Raw genomic sequence first — 21,116 nt, forward strand, 5'->3', positions numbered from 1 at the left:
ACCCAATCGCCATTCGCCCCCGGACACTCTCAAGGAACTCCGATGACGTCTTCGCCGCATGCCTGGCTGCTCGCCCTGGCCTTTGTCGCACCTTCCCTCGCTGCCCAACCTGCGGCCCAACCCGTCGCGCTGCCGGGTTACGACGCCGCTGCCGCACAGGCGCAGCGCGCGCTGGAAGCGCGTTTCGATAGCGGCCTGAAGGACGCCGATTATCGCGGCTGGTTGAAGCAATGGTCGTCGGCGCCCAATCACGTTGGCGCGCCGCACAACCTGGAGAACGCCCGCGATCTGCAAAACCGCCTGCGCGGCTACGGGTGGGATGCGCGCATCGAAACCTTCGAGGTGCTGTGGCCCTCGCCCAGGAGCTCGCAGCTGGAATTGCTCGGCCCCAAGCCGTACGTCGCGCGTCTGAAGGAGCCGCCGCTGCCGGGCGACAGCACCTCCACCCAGACCGAAAACGTGCTGCCGCCGTATGTGATCTACGGCGGCAACGGCGATGTCACCGGCGATCTGGTCTACGTCAATTACGGCATCGCCGAAGACTACGAAGCGCTGGCGCGTAACGGCGTGGATGTGCGCGGCAAGATCGTCATCGCCCGCTACGGCAAGGGCTGGCGCGGGCTCAAGCCGCGCTTGGCGCAGGAGCATGGCGCGATCGGCGCGATCATCTATTCCGATCCGCGCGACGACGGTTATTTCCAGGATCGGGCGTATCCGGATGGCCCGGCGCGCAACCAGTGGAGCGTGCAACGCGGCTCGGTCGCCAATTTCGCGATCTATCCCGGCGATCCGCTGACCCCGGGCGTCGGCGCCAGCAAGGGCGCCAAACGCCTGAAGATCGACCAGGCCGGCAGCGTGTTGAAGATCCCGACCCTGCCGATCAGTTGGGGCGATGCGCAGCCCTTGCTGGCCGCGCTGGGCGGGCCGGTGGCACCGGAGGACTGGCGCGGCGCGCTGCCGATCACCTACCGCATCGGCGGCGACGACACCGCGCGCGTGCATCTCAAGGTGGATGCGGAGTGGGGCAGCAAGACCATCTACAACGTCATCGCCACCCTGCGTGGCAGCGAGTATCCGGACCAGTGGGTGGTGCGCGGCAATCACCGCGACGGCTGGGTGTTCGGTGCGGCCGATCCGCTCTCGGGCACCACCGCCTTGCTGGCCGAAGCCAAGGCGATCGGCGAGCTGGCCAGGCAGGGGCAGCGCCCCAAGCGCACGCTCGTCTACGCCAGTTGGGACGGCGAGGAGGCCGGCCTGCTCGGCTCCACCGAATGGGCCGAACAGCACGCCGACGAACTGCGCCGCAAGGCGGTGCTGTACGTCAACACCGACGGCAACGGGCGCGGCTTTCTCAATGCCGGTGGCAGCCATGCGCTGCAACGCCTGGTCAACGGCGTGGCGGCGGATCTGCGCGACCCCGACAGCGGCGTGAGCGTGCTCGAACGGCAACGCGCCCGTGCCCGCATCGACGCGCTGGCGCCCACCGCCAAGCCGGCGCAAAAAGACGTTGCCAAGCAACTCGCGGCCGGCGGCGACGTGCCGCTGAAGGCGCTGGGCTCGGGCAGCGACTACAGCCCGTTCCTGCAGCATCTGGGGCTGACCACGCTGGATCTGGGCTATGGCGGGCAGGGCGGTGGCAGCGGTGTCTATCACTCGCTGTACGACTCCTACGATTATTTCGCGCGCTATATCGACCCGGATTTCAGCTATCTGCCGCTGCTGTCGCAGACGGTCGGCCGCACGGTGCTGCGCGTCGCCAACGCGCCGGTGTTGCCGCAACGCTTCGGCGACTTCGCCGACGCGGTGGCCGGCTACGCGCAGGAGCTCAAGCAGCAGGCCGACAGCGACCGCACTGCCGCTCGCACCCAGGCCGAGTTGTTGCAGGCCGGTGCCTATGCCGCCATCGATAACCCGAACCGGCCGCAACGCGCCCCCGAGCCGAAAGCCGCAGTGCCGCAGATCGACTTTGCCGCACTGGATCAGGCCATTACCCGCCTGCAAACCAGCGCCAGACGCTATGACGATGCACTGGCATCGCGCGGCGGCGGGTTGGATGCACGTGTGCGCGGCACGCTCAATGCCTCGCTGCAGCGCATCGATCAGACCCTGCTGGCCGAAGGCGGTCTGCCGGGGCGGCCGTGGTACCGGAACCTGATCTACGCGCCCGGCCTGGCCACCGGATACGAGGTCAAGACCTTGCCCGGCATCCGCGAAGCGCTGGAAGACCGGCGCTGGGAGGATCTGAGCGCCTACATCGTGCAGACCGCCGCGGTGCTGGATCGGTATCGCGAGGCGATCGATCGCAATACCGCGTTGATCGAAGGCTAGGCGAGCGACGAACGGTGGTTGCTTGCGCAGCCACCCGTCATTCCTAGGGATCGCTGTATAACTGCGGCCTCTTGGGATGGCACGCACGAGGCTCGGGCGCCATCTCCTTCGCGCTGCATCACGCGTATCGCCTGAACTGTGCCCACAAAAAAGCCGCCCCGAAGGGCGGCTTTTTCTTTCAGTTCAACGCAGACCTGGGCGCAGGTCGTACCGGCGCTCCGGCGTCAGCGCGAGCCGCCCGGACGCTGACCGCCACGGCCACCATCGCGACGGCCTGCACCGGCACCGGCGGCAACACCGGCCTGACGCGGACCGCTGCTGCGCTGGCCGCCCGGCTTCTTCGGGCCGGCATGCGCATGCGCCTGACGCGGTGCATCGCCATGCGGACGACGGGCGTGGCTCTTGCGCGGGGCGCGATCGCCACCCGGCTGCTCGGCACGGCCCGGCGCGCTGTTGCCCCAACGGATCGGGGTCTGCGGCTCGTAACCCGGCACGTCGCGGATTTCCACGTCGCGGCCCAGCATGCGCACGATCTGGCGCAGCAGCTTGGCTTCGTCCTGCGCCACCAGCGAGATCGCCTCGCCGGTGGAACCGTTACGGCCGGTGCGGCCGATGCGGTGCACGTAATCCTCGGCCACCATCGGCAGGTCGTAGTTGATGACCTTGGGCAGCTGGTCGATGTCGATGCCGCGCGCGGCGATATCGGTGGCCACCAGCACGGTCACGCGGCCGGCCTTGAAGTCGCTCAGCGCGCGCATGCGCTGGCCCTGGCTCTTGTTGCCATGGATCGCAGCGGTCTTGATGCCGGACTTTTCCAGGAACAGCGCCAGCTTGTCGCTGCCGTGCTTGGTGCGGGCGAACACCAGGGTCTGCTCGCGGCTGTCCTGCGCCAGCAGGTGCAGCAGCAGGTCGCGCTTGCGCGCGCCATCGACCGGGTGCACGCGGTGGGTGATGCTCTCGGCCACGGTGTTGCTCGGGGTGACCTGGATCTGCATCGGATTGCGCATGAACTCCAGCGCCAGCTGCTTGATGTTCTCTTCGAACGTTGCCGAGAACAGCAGGGTCTGACGGTCCTGGCGCGGCAGCTTGGTCAGGATGCGCTTGATCGACGGCAGGAAGCCCATGTCGAGCATGCGATCGGCTTCGTCCAGGATCAGCACTTCGATGCCGGACAGATCCACGCTGCGGCGCTCGATATGGTCGATCAGCCGGCCCGGGCAGGCGATCAGCAGGTCCACGCCGCGACGCAGGGTATCGAGCTGGTTGCCCATGCCCACGCCGCCGTAGATCACCGCGCTCGGGATGCGCAGGTACTTGCTGTAACCGCGCAGGCTGTCGTGCACCTGGGTGGCCAGCTCGCGGGTGGGGGTCAGGATCAGCGCGCGCGGCTTGCGCGGGCCGTTGACCGGCTGCGGCGAGGTGCCCAGGTGCTGCAGCAACGGCAGGCCGAACGCGGCGGTCTTGCCGGTACCGGTCTGTGCGCCGGCCAGCAGGTCATGCCCTGCCAACACCAGCGGGATGGCCTGCTGCTGGATCGCAGTGGGGGTTTCGTAGCCCTGCTCGGCCAACGCGCGCAGCAGGAAGGGCGCCAGGCCCAGGGATTCAAAAGACATCAGGAAGCTCCAAGTAAAGCGTCGCCGCCAGGCCAGGCCCGGAGCGCAAACGCATTGCAGATGCAAAAAAGTGAGGCTCGGAGCGTTCCCGTGAACCGCGCTGCGAGATGGTGGAACAACCCAATCAAGACGCGATGGGTTTGTCGGCACCACGAAAGGCGTCGGGTGGGGCGGGCGAGCGGATCGATCGATCCTGGCCTCGCCGGCTGTCCCTAAGGGAAACGGACGGCCGCATGCAGACCGCGCCAGTGTACGCGCGTTTGGCGCGCTGCACAAAAGGCGAGTTCATCGGTTGGGCTACGGGTCAGTTGTTTCAGTTGCAACCACTGTTGCGACAGGCCGTACAATCGACCGATCAGCCACAGCACAGGACGGTCATGAAGCTAGGTTCCCTGAAGGAGGGCGGCCGCGATGGCAGCCTGATCGTGGTCGCGCGCGACCTGCGCACCGCAGTCCGCGCCACCGGCATCGCGCCCACGCTGCAGCGCGCGCTGGAAGACTGGAGCAATGTCGCGCCGCGCCTGAATGCCTTGTCGGCCTCGCTCAACGAGGGCAGCGCCGATGGCGTGTTCGATCTGGATCTGCAGGCGCTGGCCGCACCGTTGCCGCGCGCCTACGAGTTCGTCGACGGCAGCGCCTACCTGCCGCACGTGGAGCGCGTGCGCCGTGCGCGCAATGCCGAGGTGCCGGAAAGCTTCTACACCGACCCGCTGATGTACCAGGCCACCAGCGCCGGGTTCTACGGCCCGCGCGATGCGATCAAGGTGATCAGCGAAGACCACGGTATCGATCTGGAAGCCGAGCTGGTGGTGATCACCGACGATGTGCCGATGGGCGCCTCGCCCGAGCAGGCCGCCGCGCATATCCAGCTGGTCGGCCTGGTCAACGACGTATCGCTGCGCAACCTGATCCCGGCCGAGCTCGCCAAGGGCTTCGGCTTCGTGCAATCCAAACCGCGCTCGGCGCTGTCGCCGGTGTTCGTCACCGTGGATGAACTGGACGAGGCATGGCGCGACAACAAGGTGCATCTGCCGCTGGTCACCCACGTCAATGGCGCCTGGTTCGGCGCGCCGGAGGCCGGCAACGACATGCAGTTCGACTTCGCCCAGCTGATCGCCCACGCCGCCAGGACCCGGCCGCTCTCGGCCGGTACCATCGTCGGCTCCGGCACCATCGCCAACCAGGACACCACGCTGGGCGCCTCGTGCTTTGCCGAGCAGCGCGTGGTGGAAACCCTGCGCGACGGCACCCCGAGCACGCCGTTCCTGTCCTTCGGCGACGTGGTGCGGATCGAGATGTTCGCTGCCGATGGCGCCAGCATCTTCGGTGCGATCGAACAGCGGGTCGAACGTCAGCCGCTGCCATGAGATCGGCAAGGGCGTCTGCACAACACTGCATGCGAGGCCGGGCATGAGCGCGCCACTGGAACTGTTCTCGTACTGGCGCTCCAGCGCCGCGTATCGCGTGCGCATCGGCCTGCACCTGAAGGCACTGGCCTACCTCGCGCATCCGGTGCATCTGGTGCGCGACGGCGGCGAGCAGCATGCACCCGCCTACGCGCAGCTCAACCCGCAGGAACTGGTGCCCACGTTGCGGCACGGCGCGGTGGTGATTCCGCAGTCGCTGGCGATCCTGGAGTATCTGGAAGATACGTTCCCGGACAGCGCGCGGCTACTCCCCGCCGCGCCGGCCGCGCGCGCCCGCGTGCGCGCCCTGGCGCAGGTGATCGCCTGCGACGTGCACCCGCTCAACAACCTGCGCGTCACCCAGTTTTTCGAGCGCGAATGGCAGCTGGATGCTGCGCAGCGCCAGCAATGGACGCGGCACTGGATGCAGCGCGGTTTTGCGGCGCTGGAAGCGCAGTTGTCCGGTGATCCGCATGCCGGCACGTTCTGCCACGGCGACACGCCGGGCCTGGCCGATTGCCTGCTGATCCCGCAGCTCTACAACGCGCGCCGTTTCGACGTCGATCTGACGGCGTATCCGATCCTGCAACGCATCGAACAGGCCTGCCTGGCATTGCCGGCATTCGCGGCGGCGCGGCCGGAAATGCAGGCCGACGCGGTGCCGGCCTGATCGGCGGCAGGCCTTCGCCTGGTGCGGGGGCACATCCGCGTTGAATCGCAGCCCGGGCAGGGTAGGTACCGGTAGCGAGCGGTTGTCGGTTGGCCGGGTGGTGCGCAGGCGGGCGCGCTGTCTCCGCGCACTGGGCACCGGCCGCGCTCGGCGGCACTCATGGGTTGATCGGAGCTGGCCGCTGCGCTGCCCCAACCGTGCGCACCGCTCGTACGCCGGCAACGGCCCTGCGCAATCCGCCGCGCCGGGCAGGTGCGCGGCAACACCGCGCACCTGCCGATGATCAGATAAAGCCGTGGCTGATCTTCGGCGCTGCTGCCGTTTCGTAATCCGCGTACGGGTCGTGCTCGCCGGAACCGCCCTCGGACAGGCGGAACTTCAGCGCCAGGCCATCGCGCGAGTCGGCCGCGCGCAGCGCTTCCTCCTGCTCGATTTCGCCGGACTTGACCATGCGGAACAAGCATTGGTCGAAGGTCTGCATGCCTTCTTCAAGCGATTCCTCCATCGCCTGCTTGACCTCGTGCACCTGGCCACGGCGCAGCAGGTCGCGGATCATCGGCGTGTTGAGCAGCACTTCGGTCGCCGGCCGGCGGCGTCCGTCCACGCCCTTGACCAGGCGCAGCGACACCACGGCGCGCAGGTTCAGCGCCAGGTTCATCAGCACGTTCTTGTGCGCGCTCTCGGGGAAGAAATTGAGGATGCGCTCGATGGTCTGGTCGGCATTGTTGGAGTGCAGCGTCGCCAGGCACAGGTGGCCGGTCTCGGCGAAGGCGATCGCCGCCTCCATCGTCTCGGCATCCAGGATCTCGCCGATCAGGATCACGTCCGGCGCCTCGCGCATCGCGTTCTTCAGCGCGCTCTGGAAGGCGTGCGTGTCCAGGCCCACCTCGCGCTGGTTCACGATCGACATCTTGTGCTTGTGCAGATATTCGATCGGGTCCTCGATGGTGAGGATGTGCCCGGTGGTGGTGCTGTTGCGGTGGTCGATCATCGAGGCCAGCGAGGTCGACTTGCCCGAGCCGGTCGAGCCGACCACCAGCACCAGCCCGCGCGGGGTCATGATGACGTCCTTGAGCACCTGCGGCAGGTTGAGCTCTTCGATGCTGGGGATCCGGCTGCGGATGGCGCGGATCACCATGCCCACCTCGCCGCGCTGCTTGAACACGTTCACGCGGAAGCGCCCGGCGTCGGACAGGGCGATGGCCATGTTGAGCTCCAGCTCGCGCTCGAACTGCGGTACCTGGCCTTCGTCCATCAATGAATAAGCGATTTTCTTGACCATTCCCGGCGGCAACCCCGTATTGCCGAGCGGGTAGAGCTTGCCTTCGATCTTGATGTACACCGGTGCGCCGGTGGTCAAGAACATGTCCGAGGCATTCTTTTCGGTCATCAGCTTCAGGAAGTAGCCGATATCCATGCGCAATGGTTCCCCAACAAACGGCAGCGTCTCGTTGCAAGTCCGCCGCAGGCTTCCGACAATGGCCGTGCTCGAGACTTCTCGCTACGGCTCCCCTAATGACGGCTAGCTTCGCATACTTGCGGCGATCCCTGTATGGCATCGCCTGTTTCATGGTTCTTTCCTCTCCGGCTGCCGCCCAGGTGGCACCGGAGCTCACCGCCGCCGAACAGGCGGTGCAACGCGCCACCCAGGCCGATGCCGACCAGTACGCACCCGATCTGGTCAATCTGGCCCGCCAGGAACTGATGCAGGCCCAGCAGGCTCAACTGGACAAGCGCCAGCGCAAGCAGGTGCCACAGATCGCCTTGCGCGCAGCGGCCGACGCCGATCTGGCCAAGGCGCGCAGCGAAGAGGCGGTGGTCACCGCCCAGCTGGAACAGCGGCGCAAGGAAGTGGCGCAACTGCAGAACAGCCTCAACACCGGGGAGGCCGGCCGATGAAACTGCGTCCGCTTCTCTATCTGGGCGTACTGAGCCTGGGCACCCTGCCGTCGCTGGCAATGGCGGCCAAGGACGACCCGCAGGCCGACGCGCTCAACCGGCGCCTGGCCGCGCTGCAGAACGACCCGCAGACCAATGAACTGGCCCGCTTCGAGCGGCTGCAGGCGCAGCAGAGCGTGGCGGCGCTGGCCGAGGCCAAGCGGCGCGACCGCGACGAGCTGGTGTTCCTGGCCGATCGTCGGGTCGAAATCGCCGAACTCACCGCCCGCACCGCACTGGCGCGGCGCGAGCTGGATCGGTTGGAGGGCACCCGCAACGACCTGCTGATCGAAGCCAGCCGCCGCGACGCCTCGCGCGCGCGCCAGGAAGCCGAGCGTCTGCGCGTGCAGGCGCAGATCCAGGCCGAAGAGGCCGAGCGCATGCGGCAGGCGGCCGAACAGGAGACCCTGGCCCGCCAGGACGCCGAGCTGGCGCTGACCAGCGTGGCCGGCAAGCAGACCGCCAAGCTCAATGCGGCCCAGCAGAAAGCGGTGCAACTGGCGCATGAAGAAGCCGAACTGGTGGCCGGGGCCAAGTTGCCGTCCGCCAAGTTCGACAGCCGCGGCGAAGTGTTTTCGCTGGGCAGTGGCGCCTTCGGTGGCAAGGCCGCGCTGTCCGGCGATGCCGCGGGGCAGGCCAAGGCACTGGCCGAGTATCTGAACATCGGCAAGAAAGGCCGGGTCAGCATCGTCGGCTACGATAGCGATGCAGCCACCGCCAAGAAGCGGGCCGAAGCGGTGCGCGACGCCCTGGTGGCTGCCGGTGTCGCCAGCGCACGGCTGCAGGTCAATGGCACCAAGGCCGCCGCCAGCAAGACGCGCGCTGCCGAGGTGGTTGTCGCGCCGTAATGCAAGTGGTTGGAAGTTAAGGTGTTTTAACCCGGGCATGACGCCCGGTTGAACCGCGGTCACTGATTGAGGCAGGGAACGGCAAAAGCAGCCGTTCTGGCCTTGAACCCCCTCCGCGACCGGCGTAGGGTCGTACTCCCGGGCAGCACTCCGCTGCCTGGAAGTACGGAGGGCCGGGTCAGTGACGCAAGGGCACGCATCAACGCAATTCGGTGGACAGCTTTTTGGTTCCGCCAGTGCGCTTGCCATTGTGATCCGCGAGTCTTCCATCCCCAAGCAGCGCCCCGTGCCGCCCGCGGCCGGGGCGTTCTTGTTTTAAGTGTTTCAAGTGAAGGAGGTAACGCCATGTTCGAAGGGCAACCGCAGACCGAAATCGACGCATTGGTCAAGTCCGATCCCGAGTTCAAGCAGCTGTACCAACGCCACAAGCTCTTGAACAAGAAATGCATGGATGCCGAACTCGGGGTACTCCCCATCGACGACGTGACCTTGGGCCAGATGAAGCGCGAGAAGTTGCAGGCGAAAGAAAAGCTCACCCGGATGTACGACCAGCTCACCCACTGATCCTTCCCCACCGCTAGAACAAGTTCACCGCCGCGGGCGGTGGCGGCCTCCTCGTCGGCTTGCCACCGTCCGCGTCTTTATTTGCGCAACCCGTGTCACGCGCCTGGCGGCAGGGCGCGATGCCCGCCTGGCGGCCGCGCAGTCAGGCCGGTGGTAGTGGCGCAGCGCTGGCTGAGCCCGCCCGTTCATTGGCCGGCGTGATCGGTTCCAGTCTGAATGAGCATTCCCCAGCCGTTCGTCGGATAATGGGCGGCCAAGCCCCGCGCGACGCAGTGACGATATTCCGATGGCGATCCATTCCTCCGTACTCGAACTGATCGGCAACACGCCGATCGTCAAGGCACAGCACCTGGACACCGGCGTCTGCGAGCTGTTCCTCAAGCTGGAGGCGGCCAATCCCGGCGGATCGATCAAGGACCGCATCGGCCTGTCGATGATCGAGGCGGCCGAACAGCGTGGCGACCTCACCCCGGGCGCGACCCTGGTCGAAGGCACCGCCGGCAACACCGGCCTGGGTCTGGCACTGGTCGCCCAGCAGAAGGGCTACCGGTTGATCCTGGTGGTACCGGACAAGATGAGTCGCGAGAAGATCTTCAACCTCAAGGCCATGGGCGCCCAGGTGGTGCTGACCCGGTCGGACGTGGCCAAGGGCCACCCGGAGTACTACCAGGACCTGGCCGCCAAGATCGCCACCGAGACCCCGGGCGCCTACTTCATCAACCAGTTCGGCAACCCGGATAACCCGGCCGCACACGAACTCGGCACCGGCCCGGAGATCCTGGCGCAGATGGACAACGATCTGGATGCGATCGTGTTCGGCTGCGGCAGCTCCGGCACCATGACCGGCCTGTCGCGCGCCTTCGCCACCGCCTCGCCGCACACCGAGCTGGTGCTGGCCGACCCGGTCGGCTCGATCCTGACCCAGTACATCGAAGAGGGCACGGTCAGCGAGAAGTCCGGCAGCTGGCTGGTCGAAGGCATCGGCGAGGACTTCCTGCCGGACATCTCCGATTTTTCGCGGGTCAAGAAGGCCTATTCGATCAGCGACGCGGAAAGCTTCCACACCGCGCGCGAGTTGCTGGCCAAGGAGGGCATCCTCGGCGGCTCGTCCACCGGTACCTTGCTGGCCGCCGCGCTGAAGTATTGCCGCGAGCAGACCACGCCCAAGCGCGTGCTGGTATTCGTCTGCGATACCGGCAACAAGTACCTGTCCAAGATGTACAACGACTACTGGATGCTGGACAACGGCTTCCTGGAACGCCCGCAGCACGGCGACCTGCGCGACCTGATCCTGCGCCCGTACAACAAGCGCGACACCGTGGTGGTCGGACCGAAGGACCTGCTGACCACCGCCTACCAGCGCATGAAGCTGTACGACGTCTCGCAGCTGCCGGTCATCGATGACGGCGAGCTGGTCGGCATCGTCGACGAGAGCGACGTGTTGCTGCATGTGTACGGCGACGAGGCACGCTTCCGCGACCCGATCTCCACCGCCATGGTCAGCAAGCTCGATCGCCTGGATGTCGCTTCGCCGATCGAAGCGCTGCTGCCGGTGTTCGACCGCGGCCAGGTCGCCATCGTCATGGACGGCAACCAGTTCCTGGGCCTGATCACCCGCATCGACCTGCTCAACTACCTGCGCCGCCGCGTGCAGTGATCGCAGCTGGCCGCGCGCCCGGATGGGACGCGCGGCACCGGCCATTCAGACCTGCTTGCTACAATCCGCCACTTTTTCCGGGAACCTCCATGTCCAATCGCACCACACCCAGCCACGATGGCGAGCGCGAACTCTCGCTCGCCACGCTGGCGATCCATGGAGGGCAGTCGCCGGACCCCAGCACCGGGGCGGTGATGCCGCCGATCTACGCGACGTCCACCTATGCGCAGTCCAGCCCGGGCGAGCATCAGGGCTTCGAGTATTCGCGTACCCACAACCCCACGCGCTTTGCCTATGAGCGCTGCGTCGCGTCGCTGGAAGGCGGCACGCGTGCGTTCGCGTTCGCCTCCGGCATGGCCGCCACCTCCACGGTGATGGAGTTGCTGGACGCCGGCAGCCACGTGGTGGCGATGGACGACCTGTATGGCGGCACCTTCCGCCTGTTCGAGCGGGTGCGTCGCCGCACCGCCGGCCTGGATTTCAGCTTCGTCGACCTGACCGATGCGGCCGCCTTCGAAGCCGCGATCCGTCCCGACACCAAGATGGTGTGGATCGAAACCCCGACCAACCCGATGCTCAAGCTGGTCGATATCGCCGCCATCGCTGCGATCGCGCGCAAGCATGGCCTGCTGATCGTGGTCGACAACACCTTCGCCTCGCCGATGCTGCAACGCCCGCTCGGCCTGGGCGCCGACATCGTGGTGCACTCGGCCACCAAGTACCTCAACGGCCACTCGGACATGGTCGGCGGCATCGCGGTGGTCGGCGACAACGCCGAACTGGCCGAGCAACTGGCCTTCCTGCAGAACTCCATCGGCGGCGTGCAAGGCCCGTTCGACAGTTTCCTCGCCTTGCGCGGCCTCAAGACCTTGCCGCTGCGCATGCGCGCACATTGCGAGAACGCCCTGGCGCTGGCGCAATGGCTGGAAACCCACCCCGCGATCGAAAAGGTGATCTACCCCGGCCTGGCCTCGCACCCGCAGCACGCACTGGCGCAGCGCCAGATGTCCGGCTTCGGCGGCATCGTCTCGATCGTGCTCAAGGGCGGCTTCGAGGCGGCCAAACGTTTTTGCGAGAAGACCGAACTGTTTACCCTGGCCGAATCGCTCGGCGGCGTCGAAAGCCTGGTCAACCATCCCGCCGTCATGACGCATGCCTCCATCCCGGTGGCCCGCCGCGACCAGCTTGGCATCAGCGATGCGCTGGTGCGTTTGAGCGTGGGGGTTGAGGATGTGGGGGATTTGCGAAGTGATCTGGATAAAGCGTTGCGATGATACGTTCAAATCAATTAAGCAGTTCTCTCCATACGGGCTCAAGCCCAGTTGCCCCGTATGCTTCACTTTCGCGTCACCGCCGCCTGGTGTGGGAGCTCTGTAAGCGCGACATTGCTGGAAAATATCGCGGATCTATTGGGGGCTCGCTCTGGGCGTTTCTGAACCCGCTGCTTATGTTAGCTATCTACTCTTTTGTCTTCGGCTATATCTTTAAGTCACGTTGGTCGGGAGCGGGTGCGGGCGATACACATTTTGCCGTTGTATTGTTTTCGGGCTTGATCTTTGGAAATTTGTTTTCTGAGTGTCTGAGTCGAGCACCCGTGCTTATCACTTCTAACCCAAATTATGTGAAGAAAGTAATTTTCCCCCTCGAGGTTCTTCCCTGGGTAGTTGTGGGCACGTCAATGTTTCACGCGGTGATCAGCTTTCTTGTATTACTTGTCGCCATGCTACTTACTGGTGCTTCGATCTCCGCTACGGCATTGTTTTTCCCGATTGTCATGCTGTTGTTTCTTCCAATGGTTGCAGGAGTTACCTGGTTTGTTTCTGCGTTGGGTGTTTACTTTCGCGATGCGCAGCAAATTATGATGGTGCTCACAACGGCTTTGGTATTCTTGGCGCCCATTTTCTACCCGCGCAGTAGTCTGCCGCAGGAATATCAGTGGCTTCAAATGCTCAATCCCTTGACCTTTGTCGTTGAGACCGGCCGTGACGCGCTGCTCTGGGATAAACTGCCATCGGTGGAGCACGTCTTGCTATATCTGCTGGTGTCCTTACTCATTTCGTGGTTGGGCTGGTCGGGTTTTAAGGCGACGCGCAAGGGGTTCGCCGATGTCCTTTGAAAATTCAGTTATCACCGTCGATCAGGTCAGCAAGCGCTACGAAATATACGCGGAACCATCAGACCGGTTTAAGCAAATGGCGGTTTCGGCCTTGGGCAAATTTGTGCCAATGCGTGAACGCCGCTACTTCAAAGAATTTTGGGCACTGCATGGAGTGTCGTTGCAGGTGCAGCGTGGTGAATGTGTTGCGCTTATTGGACGCAATGGCTCGGGAAAATCCACGTTGTTGCAGATTATTGCGGGCACAGTGACGCCAACCACTGGGACGGCATCGGTAGATGGGCGTGTGGCGGCGCTGCTTGAACTTGGGTCCGGCTTCAACCCCGAGTTTACCGGGCTTGAAAATGTCTATCTCAATGCATCTCTTTTAGGCTTATCTCGTCAGGAAGTCGACACCAAGCTTGATGCGATTCTGGCATTTGCCGACATTGGCGATTTTGTCAATCAGCCTGTCCGCACTTATTCCAGCGGAATGACCGTCCGCCTGGCATTTGCCGTGCAAGCCCAGATTGACCCCGACGTGCTGATAGTCGATGAAGCATTGGCTGTTGGCGATGCACGCTTTCAGGCAAAGTGTTTTGCTCGCTTGAAATCTTTGCGAGAGCGTGGAACTTCAATTTTACTCGTAACTCATTCAACTGAGCAGGTAGTTACTCACTGTGATCGAGCTATCCTCATCGATCATGGGCAGAAGCTCGAAGACGGCGCACCTCGCCCTGTTGTGAACATGTATCTGGATCTGCTGTATGGCCGGCAGAAATCAGTGGCGGCGCCAGTTTCGCCCCAGGCGGTAGCCACACTTGGCTCGCAGCTTGATGAGCAATTGGCTCAGCTGGATTCGGCCTTCGGTGATAGAGAGGAAGCGTTGTTTGCCTTGCGCCCCGCGTTCAATCCCTACGAGCATCGCTGGGGTGATGGTAAGGCAGAGCTGTTGGACTTTGCGCTGTTCTCGCAAGGACAACCCTTTCCTCCGAGCTTGCCTGCGGGAGCAGAAATCGATTTATATTTGCGCTATCGCTGCTCTGCTGATCTTGTCCGGCCTATCTTAGGCATTACTTTAAAAACCAAGGAAGGATTAACGGTCTATGGAACAAATACCGAAATGGCGGCAGTGGAAGGTAATTTTGCGGAAGAAGGAAAGAGCGGTATCGCGCTTTGCCATATGAAGCTGAATTGTGCAGCTGGCGATTACTTTATTTCAGTGGGGCTGGCTAGTCGTGAAACAAATGGCGAGGTTGTTCCTCACGATCGGCGCTATGATGCAATTCATTTGTGTGTCGAGACGACTCTTCCCTTCATCGGGATCACCGACCTTCGAGCTAATTTGAAATTTCTATGACGCGGATTTTCGATCCCTCCACCAGCCTTGGTTCTTATAGGTTCGATGAAAAAACTAATTGCTGGCTTCCTGCCAGGCAAGGGGCTAAGTGGTCCTATTCGGACGGCGACGCTGTTGAAGATAATCTCTATCGACTAGTTGCTGGATGTGCAGACCGAAGTGTTCAGTCTCTCGAATTGACCGAGTGTATTACCGATTGGCCGACTAAGTACTACTTCAGTCCACGTCGAGCAAATCTGCTTAGACCGGTGTCCGAGCTGCTTCGAGGCGACGTGTTAGAGATAGGTGCAGGGTGTGGGGCAATCACGCGCTATCTGGGCGAAACTGCTAGTACCGTGGTGGCGCTAGAACCTGCTCCGCGTCGTGCGCGAGTAGCGAAAAAGCGCTGTGAGGACCTTGCCAATGTTCATCTGGTTGTTGATAACCTTGAGGCTTTTTCGACCGAAGCCAGGTTCGATGCCATAACATTGATCGGGGTTCTTGAATACGCCGAACGCTTCTCGGATCGGCCCGACGCGGCAGCTCACTGGCTCGCTTGCGCTCGCAAGCTGCTTAAACCCAGCGGTGTGTTGTTGGTCGCCATTGAAAATCAGATTGGTCTGAAATACTTCGCTGGTGCGCCAGAAGACCACCTAGGTCGGCCGATGCTCGGTTTGGAGGAGATTTATGCAGGTAGCGGGGCACGAACCTACGGACGTCGACAGCTCGAAGGAATGATGCGCTTCGCAGGTTTTGCCGATGTCGCACTTGCGTTGCCCTTTCCGGATTACAAGCTTCCTACATCGATCTGGTTTTCCAAAGATGGAGAGGCTGCAACCGGATTCGATAACGGTGCTGCACTCGCTGCTGCTTCAGTGACGCGCGATCCTCAAATTGGACGACCCCCACTGTTTGCGGTCGATCGGGTCTGGAATGTGGTCGCTCGCAATGGGTTGCTGCCGGAAATGGCCAATTCCTTTCTTTTCGTCGCTCATGTGCAACCAACTGATGCGCCGTTTGGATCGGAAAATCGCGACGTGGCCGGGTATCACTTATCTACGGAGCGAGATAGGCCATTCGCAAAAGTGACGCGTTTCGAATTGCGCGACAAAGAATCTTGGGTGAGTCGTCGCTTCCTTGTGCCTGACCAGGTGCGCGAAGTCGACGGATTTTTATGTGCTCCGAAGGATGAGCGTTACATCTCAGGTCGTGCCCTGACCGAATCGTTATATGAAACGCTGTTGCATGATGGATGGCAGATTGGTGGCGCAGGTCCATGGCTACGGCGTTGGCTGGAGGCAGTTGCACGTCATGTGGACCTGGATCCGGATGCGTTGATTAACTCCGATTACAATGCGGAAATGTTGTTGCCGGGCGACGTTATCGATCTCGTGCCCCACAACCTAATGGAGAAAGCAGATGGATCTCTTTGCTTCATAGACTTGGAGTGGCGTAGTGCTGAGCCTGTCTCATTAGGTTATCTAGTCTTTAGGGGTCTGTTGGAGGTAGTGTCTTCTTGTGTGAGCGTGGCGCGTCCTTACGAGGAGCGACACCTATATCTCATGAATTTCATTACCGACGCGATGCGCGAGTGCGGAGGCATGCTCGCGCCTTCTGCTTCAGATATCGAGCGCTATATAGCATTGGAACGCCGTTTTCAGCGCGCCGCGTCTGGTACGTCGGCTGCGCTTGAGCATCAAGTGCTGGCTGAGGCGAAAATGCCTGTTACGGCGACTTCGACAGTAGAGGGACCATTGGTCACTTCGTTGATTGAAGCCAGAGAGGTGCGAGAGCAACTCAATGATCTTCTAGCCCACCATGACGCTCTGCTTGCTGAGCACGGTAAAGTTGCTGCCTGGGCAAAGGGTCTCGATAAAGAACTTATAGAAAATAGGGCGCGTCACGCCGAATTGGTAGCTGAGCACGAGGAGGTTGCGCACTGGGCGACTGGCTTAGATGAACAGGTCCAGCATGCCGCTAAGAGCTTGGATGAGATCATCCTGCAGGCGGACCAGAATGGAAATCTTGAGACGGCAACCTTAGGCGCTTACTTGCTGGAACTCGTCACGCTTCGCCGTGAATATGGTTTGCTGAAGCGTAAAGAGCAGCGAGCTATCGCCGAGATGGAGGCAGCCAAAGCTCGATCAGCCGAGGCAGAAAACCAAAGCGCGCAATTGCTGCTCCGTGCGGAGACCGCCGAGACGGAACTCCGGCATGCGCTGGCTGGTGAGATGGATGCATTAGCGCGCCTCGAATTGCTGCAGCGTCATGATGACGCGCTGCAATCCGATATGGCGAGGCTGAGGAAACTGCTGGAAGTCATGGAGGTAGGGAAGTCTATAGAAAGGAATGCAGTGATGCAGCGTGAGAGAGCCATTATAGAATTCGAGAATACAGCGGCGCAGCGCGAGAAAGTCGCGGCGGAGCGCGAAGTGGCTGCACTTGAAATGCAGCGCAGGATGGAAGAGGAGGTGCTCTTTGCTAGGCAGCAGTCTTCGGAGCTGATGGCCGCTGAAAAGCGCATAGGGGCACTCGAAAACCAGGTTGTGCTGGCTCAGGAGGCTTACGATGCGGTGGTCGCTTCGCAGTCGTGGCGGATGACAAAGCCGTTGCGCTTCGCAATGCGGATCATGCGCGGGGATTGGAATGCCGTTGCTGCATCCGTCCGTGGCAAGCCTTGGGCGCAATCGCCGCTACTAGATGTGGTGCGCACTCCTTTAAAGCGTTTTATTATGCAGCGCGACGTGGTGTCTCCAACGCCGCCTGAGGGATTGCTGACGCATACCCAGGACGATCCTGCGCAATTACTTGAAGGCATTTCTTTCCAGACGGTCGAGGTGCCTGAAGTAAGCATCATTATTCCCGCATACGGCCGGCTCGATCATACCGCTGCCTGTGTCAAGTCAATTCACACCAATCTCCCTGATATACCGGTGGAGGTTATAGTCGTAGAAGATGCATCTGGCGATAAAAAGATCAGTTTGCTGGGTCAGGTCCCAGGTCTGCGGTACTCGGAAAATCCAGTTAATTTGGGATTTTTGCGCTCATGCAATCAAGCCGCGTCGCTAGCGAAAGGCCGTTATATCTACTTCCTTAACAACGATACGGAAGTAACCGAGGGTTGGCTGGATGCCTTGGTCAATACGGCAAAATCGTGGCCTGAGTGCGGTTTAGTGGGATCTAAGCTGATTTACCCAGATGGGCGTTTGCAAGAAGCTGGCGGCATCGTCTGGAAAGATGCAAGTGCGTGGAACTATGGTCGTTTGGACGACCCATCCCGTAGCATCTACAACTACACGCGGGAAGTGGATTATATTTCTGGTGCATCGATCATGATCGAGAAGGCGCTGTTCGATTCTTTCGGTGGTTTTGATGAGCTATACCTGCCCGCTTATTTCGAAGATACCGACTTGGCCTTCAAGGTACGTGCTTCAGGGCGTAAAGTCGTGTACGAGCCACGCTCTGTCGTCGTTCACTATGAAGGGATTTCGCACGGCACCGATACGGGTGGCGGCATCAAAGCTTTTCAGATTGAAAATCAGAGAAAGTTCCGTGAGCGCTGGAAGGACACACTTGAGCGTGATCATCTAGATAACGCTGATCGGCCGTTCCTGGCTCGCGACCGTAGCCACCTGAAAAAGGTGATATTGGTCATTGACCACTACATTCCGCAGCCCGATCGCGACGCGGGGTCGCGTGCGATGTATCAACTGCTACTCCTGCTGGTGGTCAAGGGCTATTCAGTAAAGTTTTGGCCAGAGAATATGTGGCACGATGCCCACTACGCGCGCCCACTGCAGGATGCAGGTGTGGATGTAATGTACGGCGGCGAATACGTGGGTGGTTTTGATAAGTGGATCACTGAAAACGGCGCTAATATTGATGCGGTGATATTCAGTCGGCCACATGTCAGCATTGGTTTCATTGATGGAGTCATTGCTCACAGCAAGGCACGACGTCTGTACTATGGGCATGATATCCATCACTTACGCCTTGCGGAACAGATGAAGGTCGAGCCCTCTACGGCAGTAGAGGCAGAACTAAATCGTTTCCGCTCGATTGAAGAGACGCTCTGGACTCAGATGGATGGCATCTACTATCCATCTGAGCTTGAGACTGCGTATGTAAAACAGTGGGCCTCGGGGCGTGAAATCAAGGCAGCTATCCGCACAGTACCTCTTTATGCTTACGACGGTGTCACTGTGGGAGCACAGGAAAACCTAGCGTCGCGTCAGGACATTTTATTTGTTGCCGGATTTGGTCATCCGCCTAATGCAGATGCCGCCGAATGGTTGGTGCATAATGTTATGCCCCTAGTGCGCGCACAGCGCCCCGGTGTGCGAGTGACGCTCGCTGGCTCTAATCCTACCGAGCGCGTAAAGGCGCTCGCTAACTCTCAGATCACTGTCACTGGTTTCATTAGCGATCTTACATTGGAGCAGTTTTATAAAAAGGCGCGCGTAGCGGTAGCTCCGCTACGTTTTGGTGGCGGGATGAAAGGCAAAGTACTCGAGGCCATGAGGCATGGCCTACCTATGGTTACAAGCACAACAGGGTTGCAGGGGCTATCTGATGCGGCGTCATTTATTTATGAGGCCAACGATGCCGCAACTTTCGCAGAACTTATTTTAGAACTGCTTGAGGAAGATGCGGAGTGGTTAGCTAGATCTGAGGCTGGACAAGCTTTTATCTTGAAAAATTTTTCCAGTGAGACGGTATTTCATGTGTTCGCTAATGAATTGCCGCGAACCAATGGGAATGAATTTTCATGAAAAAAAATTTAAGGACGTTTATTTCCAGTCCGTTGGGGCTGACGACTGGAATATTTTTTGTTTCAATTTTGTTTCTTTTTTTTCATCAGTTTTATATTTTTAAGGTGCATCCAGATGCAGTATATATGGATTCTCTGCGGCTGCTGCATCAATGGTACGACTGGCGCTCGGGGCGGATAACATTTCACGAGTACTGGAATCAAGGATCACACCGGGGTTTCGTTTTTCAAGCGATTCTTGGGCTGAATGTAAAGCTTTTTGCTCTAGATCCATTGTTGGCAAATCGTTTAACTGGATACTTAATTGCGGTGTCCTCTTTTTTAGTAGCGTTCGGCGCCCTAAGGATGCTGCTTTCTGAAATGAGATTGGTATATCGTCCGGCATATGTTTATGCTGCAATAATCCTATCTGGAGCAATTTTCTTTTCGCTTGCTGGTTTTGAGGTCTTAACCCTAGATCTAGGTCTCGGACTTTGGCTCAAAAACTTCTTAATTATTTGCTTTTTTCTTTCGGCCTCTCAGTTGCAAAAAAAGCAGGCTGCATCATGGAACCTTCTTTTTCTTTGCATATTAGGGCCAGTTATTGTTCTTATTTTTGGAATGGGCTGGTCCTACGCTTTTGTTGCCGCTTTTTTTAGTGTTCAGTTTATCATTTGGTCTTGTGATTGTCTGGCTTCCGGTAAGATTCTATTAAGGCGCTCTGCAATTGTGGGCTTCGCGCTAATTGTCAGTATTTCTGGCTACATTTTGCTAGGTCAGTCTTCGGCGGCCAGCTCCTCAACTAAAAATACTATGCCGGCAGCTGGGGATTTGATTGGATTAGTACTTGCAGCTCTTGGGTCGTCCTTAATTGGTGCGGAGTCTTTGTCCTTTTACAATATTCCAGTTATTGCGCTAACATTCTTGGGGGCGGGCTTGATTGGTATTTTGGGTGCGATCCTTATCACCACTTTAGCTAGGCGTCGGATAGTTGAGCTTGCCTTCCCTCTTTATTTAAGTGCTTATGCAATCTTTGCTTCAGTATCTATTTGTTTGGCGAGAGGTGGAGCAGGCATTACCTCGGTAATTGCATCAAGATATTTCATGGACTTTCTACTGCTGCCTGTTGCGTTGATTTGGCTAGTGGTTTACGCCATTATAAATGGTGTCAGTCGAAAAGAGAGATTTGGTTGGAAGATATTGTCTTTGGCATACTGCGGAGTGATCGTTGCTGGCCTTCTACTAACTAACTACCGCGAGTGGCGTGCCGCTCCCTATAGAGCTCAGGCATTTCAGGAAATGAATAATCTTCTCCTCGGAGGTGACATTGACGAGAGAAATGCTAAGTTGCTCCAGGCGCCACTTAATGACGCGCTAAAAGGGCGTGAGTCGTTATTTTTTAATAAGCTTTCAGTATTCTCTCAAAAGATTGAAGATGAATGTAAAATTTCCGCTTTAGGCTATAGTGGTGGATGGTATGAGCCAGAGAGTGATGGGCGTTGGATAAGTCAGTCCGCTGGGATTCGGTTGTCTCAATGCAGCTGTCCTCTGATAATTTCTCTATTTCTTCCGAGCAATTTTGAGAGGAGGGAAATGAAAATAACCGGAGTGCTGTTGGCCCCCTCGAAGGTCGAGTTGAGCCCTGGTTCTAGCTATAGCCTTGAGCTACCTGCAACGGTTAGGCCAGTTCCTGTATTATTTTCTTTGTCAAAAGTCACCGTCCCTGCCGAGCTGCCTGGTGGAAGTGTTGATTCAAGGCGACTGGGTGTTTTCTTTTCGAAATTGGCTTATTCTTGCGATTCTCAGTAATTTTTGGTTGAGTCAAGTAGTTAATTATAAATTCGGAAAGGCGAGAAATTAAAAATTCGGCTACGCTTACCTCCAAGGAGGCTCGTTGCCATAAAGACT

General features: G+C 59.9%; 14 protein-coding genes. 12 read left to right on the forward strand and 2 right to left on the reverse strand.

What is annotated here, in order from left to right; genetic code table 11:
- Positions 1–42 precede the first annotated feature (42 nt).
- Positions 43–2,328 carry a transferrin receptor-like dimerization domain-containing protein gene (locus tag ABQ137_RS15560; RefSeq protein ID WP_349783136.1) on the forward strand — a complete coding sequence of 762 codons (2,286 nt, stop codon included), beginning with the start codon at positions 43–45 and terminating at the stop codon, positions 2,326–2,328.
- Between the two features lie 224 nt (positions 2,329–2,552).
- Here ABQ137_RS15560 and ABQ137_RS15565 read toward each other — a convergent pair whose 3' ends face one another.
- Entirely contained in the window at positions 2,553–3,941 is a 1,389-nt protein-coding gene (locus ABQ137_RS15565; protein WP_039525325.1) for a DEAD/DEAH box helicase, read from the reverse strand.
- A gap of 308 nt (positions 3,942–4,249) precedes the next feature.
- Between ABQ137_RS15565 and ABQ137_RS15570 the strand changes: the two genes are divergently transcribed.
- Together ABQ137_RS15570 and maiA are read left to right on the forward strand one after the other, a co-directional pair.
- Entirely contained in the window at positions 4,250–5,308 is a 1,059-nt protein-coding gene (locus ABQ137_RS15570) for a fumarylacetoacetate hydrolase family protein (RefSeq protein WP_026064014.1), read from the forward strand.
- Positions 5,309–5,351: 43 nt separating this feature from the next.
- Positions 5,352–6,017, forward strand: a complete 666-nt coding sequence (maiA, locus tag ABQ137_RS15575; protein ID WP_184519461.1) for a maleylacetoacetate isomerase — start codon at positions 5,352–5,354, stop codon at positions 6,015–6,017.
- Between the two features lie 283 nt (positions 6,018–6,300).
- Here maiA and ABQ137_RS15580 read toward each other — a convergent pair whose 3' ends face one another.
- Positions 6,301–7,434, reverse strand: coding sequence for a PilT/PilU family type 4a pilus ATPase (locus tag ABQ137_RS15580; RefSeq protein ID WP_016900968.1), 1,134 nt, complete (start codon positions 7,432–7,434; stop codon positions 6,301–6,303).
- A gap of 98 nt (positions 7,435–7,532) precedes the next feature.
- On the opposite strand from ABQ137_RS15580, the gene ABQ137_RS15585 reads away from it, so the two are divergent.
- The 9 genes from ABQ137_RS15585 (at position 7,533) to ABQ137_RS15625 (ending at position 21,017) form a co-directional block, all read left to right on the forward strand.
- Positions 7,533–7,916 carry a DUF4398 domain-containing protein gene (locus tag ABQ137_RS15585; RefSeq protein ID WP_039525328.1) on the forward strand — a complete coding sequence of 128 codons (384 nt, stop codon included), beginning with the start codon at positions 7,533–7,535 and terminating at the stop codon, positions 7,914–7,916.
- Positions 7,913–8,803: an OmpA family protein gene (locus tag ABQ137_RS15590; RefSeq protein ID WP_184519464.1), complete on the forward strand. Its 891-nt coding sequence runs from the start codon at positions 7,913–7,915 to the stop codon at positions 8,801–8,803. The genes ABQ137_RS15585 and ABQ137_RS15590 overlap by 4 nt, the downstream gene beginning before the upstream one ends.
- A 345-nt stretch (positions 8,804–9,148) precedes the next feature.
- Positions 9,149–9,367 (forward strand): HP1242/YdcH family protein, encoded by a 219-nt coding sequence (locus ABQ137_RS15595; protein ID WP_002814034.1) that lies wholly within the window; start codon positions 9,149–9,151, stop codon positions 9,365–9,367.
- Between the two features lie 286 nt (positions 9,368–9,653).
- Positions 9,654–11,024 (forward strand): pyridoxal-phosphate dependent enzyme, encoded by a 1,371-nt coding sequence (locus tag ABQ137_RS15600; protein ID WP_126966628.1) that lies wholly within the window; start codon positions 9,654–9,656, stop codon positions 11,022–11,024.
- A gap of 89 nt (positions 11,025–11,113) precedes the next feature.
- On the forward strand, positions 11,114–12,298 hold the full coding sequence (locus tag ABQ137_RS15605; RefSeq protein ID WP_349783140.1) for a cystathionine gamma-synthase: 1,185 nt from the start codon (positions 11,114–11,116) through the stop codon (positions 12,296–12,298).
- Positions 12,295–13,140 carry an ABC transporter permease gene (locus ABQ137_RS15610; RefSeq protein ID WP_179465170.1) on the forward strand — a complete coding sequence of 282 codons (846 nt, stop codon included), beginning with the start codon at positions 12,295–12,297 and terminating at the stop codon, positions 13,138–13,140. The genes ABQ137_RS15605 and ABQ137_RS15610 overlap by 4 nt, the downstream gene beginning before the upstream one ends.
- A complete protein-coding gene (locus tag ABQ137_RS15615; protein WP_184519468.1) occupies positions 13,130–14,479 on the forward strand; it encodes an ABC transporter ATP-binding protein in 1,350 nt (449 codons plus the stop codon). The genes ABQ137_RS15610 and ABQ137_RS15615 overlap by 11 nt, the downstream gene beginning before the upstream one ends.
- 248 nt (positions 14,480–14,727) lie before the next feature.
- Positions 14,728–19,230: a glycosyltransferase gene (locus ABQ137_RS15620; RefSeq protein ID WP_184519471.1), complete on the forward strand. Its 4,503-nt coding sequence runs from the start codon at positions 14,728–14,730 to the stop codon at positions 19,228–19,230.
- Positions 19,227–21,017 carry a hypothetical protein gene (locus ABQ137_RS15625; RefSeq protein ID WP_184519475.1) on the forward strand — a complete coding sequence of 597 codons (1,791 nt, stop codon included), beginning with the start codon at positions 19,227–19,229 and terminating at the stop codon, positions 21,015–21,017. Before ABQ137_RS15620 ends, ABQ137_RS15625 begins: the two co-directional genes overlap by 4 nt.
- Positions 21,018–21,116: the final 99 nt, after the last annotated feature.

It is taken from the genome of Xanthomonas sp. WHRI 8393 (assembly GCF_040203315.1).
In the GTDB taxonomy this organism is placed as follows: domain Bacteria; phylum Pseudomonadota; class Gammaproteobacteria; order Xanthomonadales; family Xanthomonadaceae; genus Xanthomonas; species Xanthomonas arboricola.

What these genes read in the sequence shown, in the direction of transcription:
- ABQ137_RS15615 (WP_184519468.1), top strand. Translation starts at nt 13,130, where the DNA reads ATGTCCTTTGAAAATTCAGTTATCACCGTCGATCAGGTCAGCAAGCGC.
- ABQ137_RS15595 (WP_002814034.1), top strand. Translation starts at nt 9,149, where the DNA reads ATGTTCGAAGGGCAACCGCAGACCGAAATCGACGCATTGGTCAAGTCC.
- ABQ137_RS15580 (WP_016900968.1), bottom strand. Translation starts at nt 7,434, where the DNA reads ATGGATATCGGCTACTTCCTGAAGCTGATGACCGAAAAGAATGCCTCG.
- ABQ137_RS15600 (WP_126966628.1), top strand. Translation starts at nt 9,654, where the DNA reads ATGGCGATCCATTCCTCCGTACTCGAACTGATCGGCAACACGCCGATC.
- ABQ137_RS15560 (WP_349783136.1), top strand. Translation starts at nt 43, where the DNA reads ATGACGTCTTCGCCGCATGCCTGGCTGCTCGCCCTGGCCTTTGTCGCA.
- ABQ137_RS15605 (WP_349783140.1), top strand. Translation starts at nt 11,114, where the DNA reads ATGTCCAATCGCACCACACCCAGCCACGATGGCGAGCGCGAACTCTCG.
- ABQ137_RS15625 (WP_184519475.1), top strand. Translation starts at nt 19,227, where the DNA reads ATGAAAAAAAATTTAAGGACGTTTATTTCCAGTCCGTTGGGGCTGACG.
- ABQ137_RS15590 (WP_184519464.1), top strand. Translation starts at nt 7,913, where the DNA reads ATGAAACTGCGTCCGCTTCTCTATCTGGGCGTACTGAGCCTGGGCACC.
- maiA (WP_184519461.1), top strand. Translation starts at nt 5,352, where the DNA reads ATGAGCGCGCCACTGGAACTGTTCTCGTACTGGCGCTCCAGCGCCGCG.
- ABQ137_RS15585 (WP_039525328.1), top strand. Translation starts at nt 7,533, where the DNA reads ATGACGGCTAGCTTCGCATACTTGCGGCGATCCCTGTATGGCATCGCC.
- ABQ137_RS15610 (WP_179465170.1), top strand. Translation starts at nt 12,295, where the DNA reads ATGATACGTTCAAATCAATTAAGCAGTTCTCTCCATACGGGCTCAAGC.
- ABQ137_RS15565 (WP_039525325.1), bottom strand. Translation starts at nt 3,941, where the DNA reads ATGTCTTTTGAATCCCTGGGCCTGGCGCCCTTCCTGCTGCGCGCGTTG.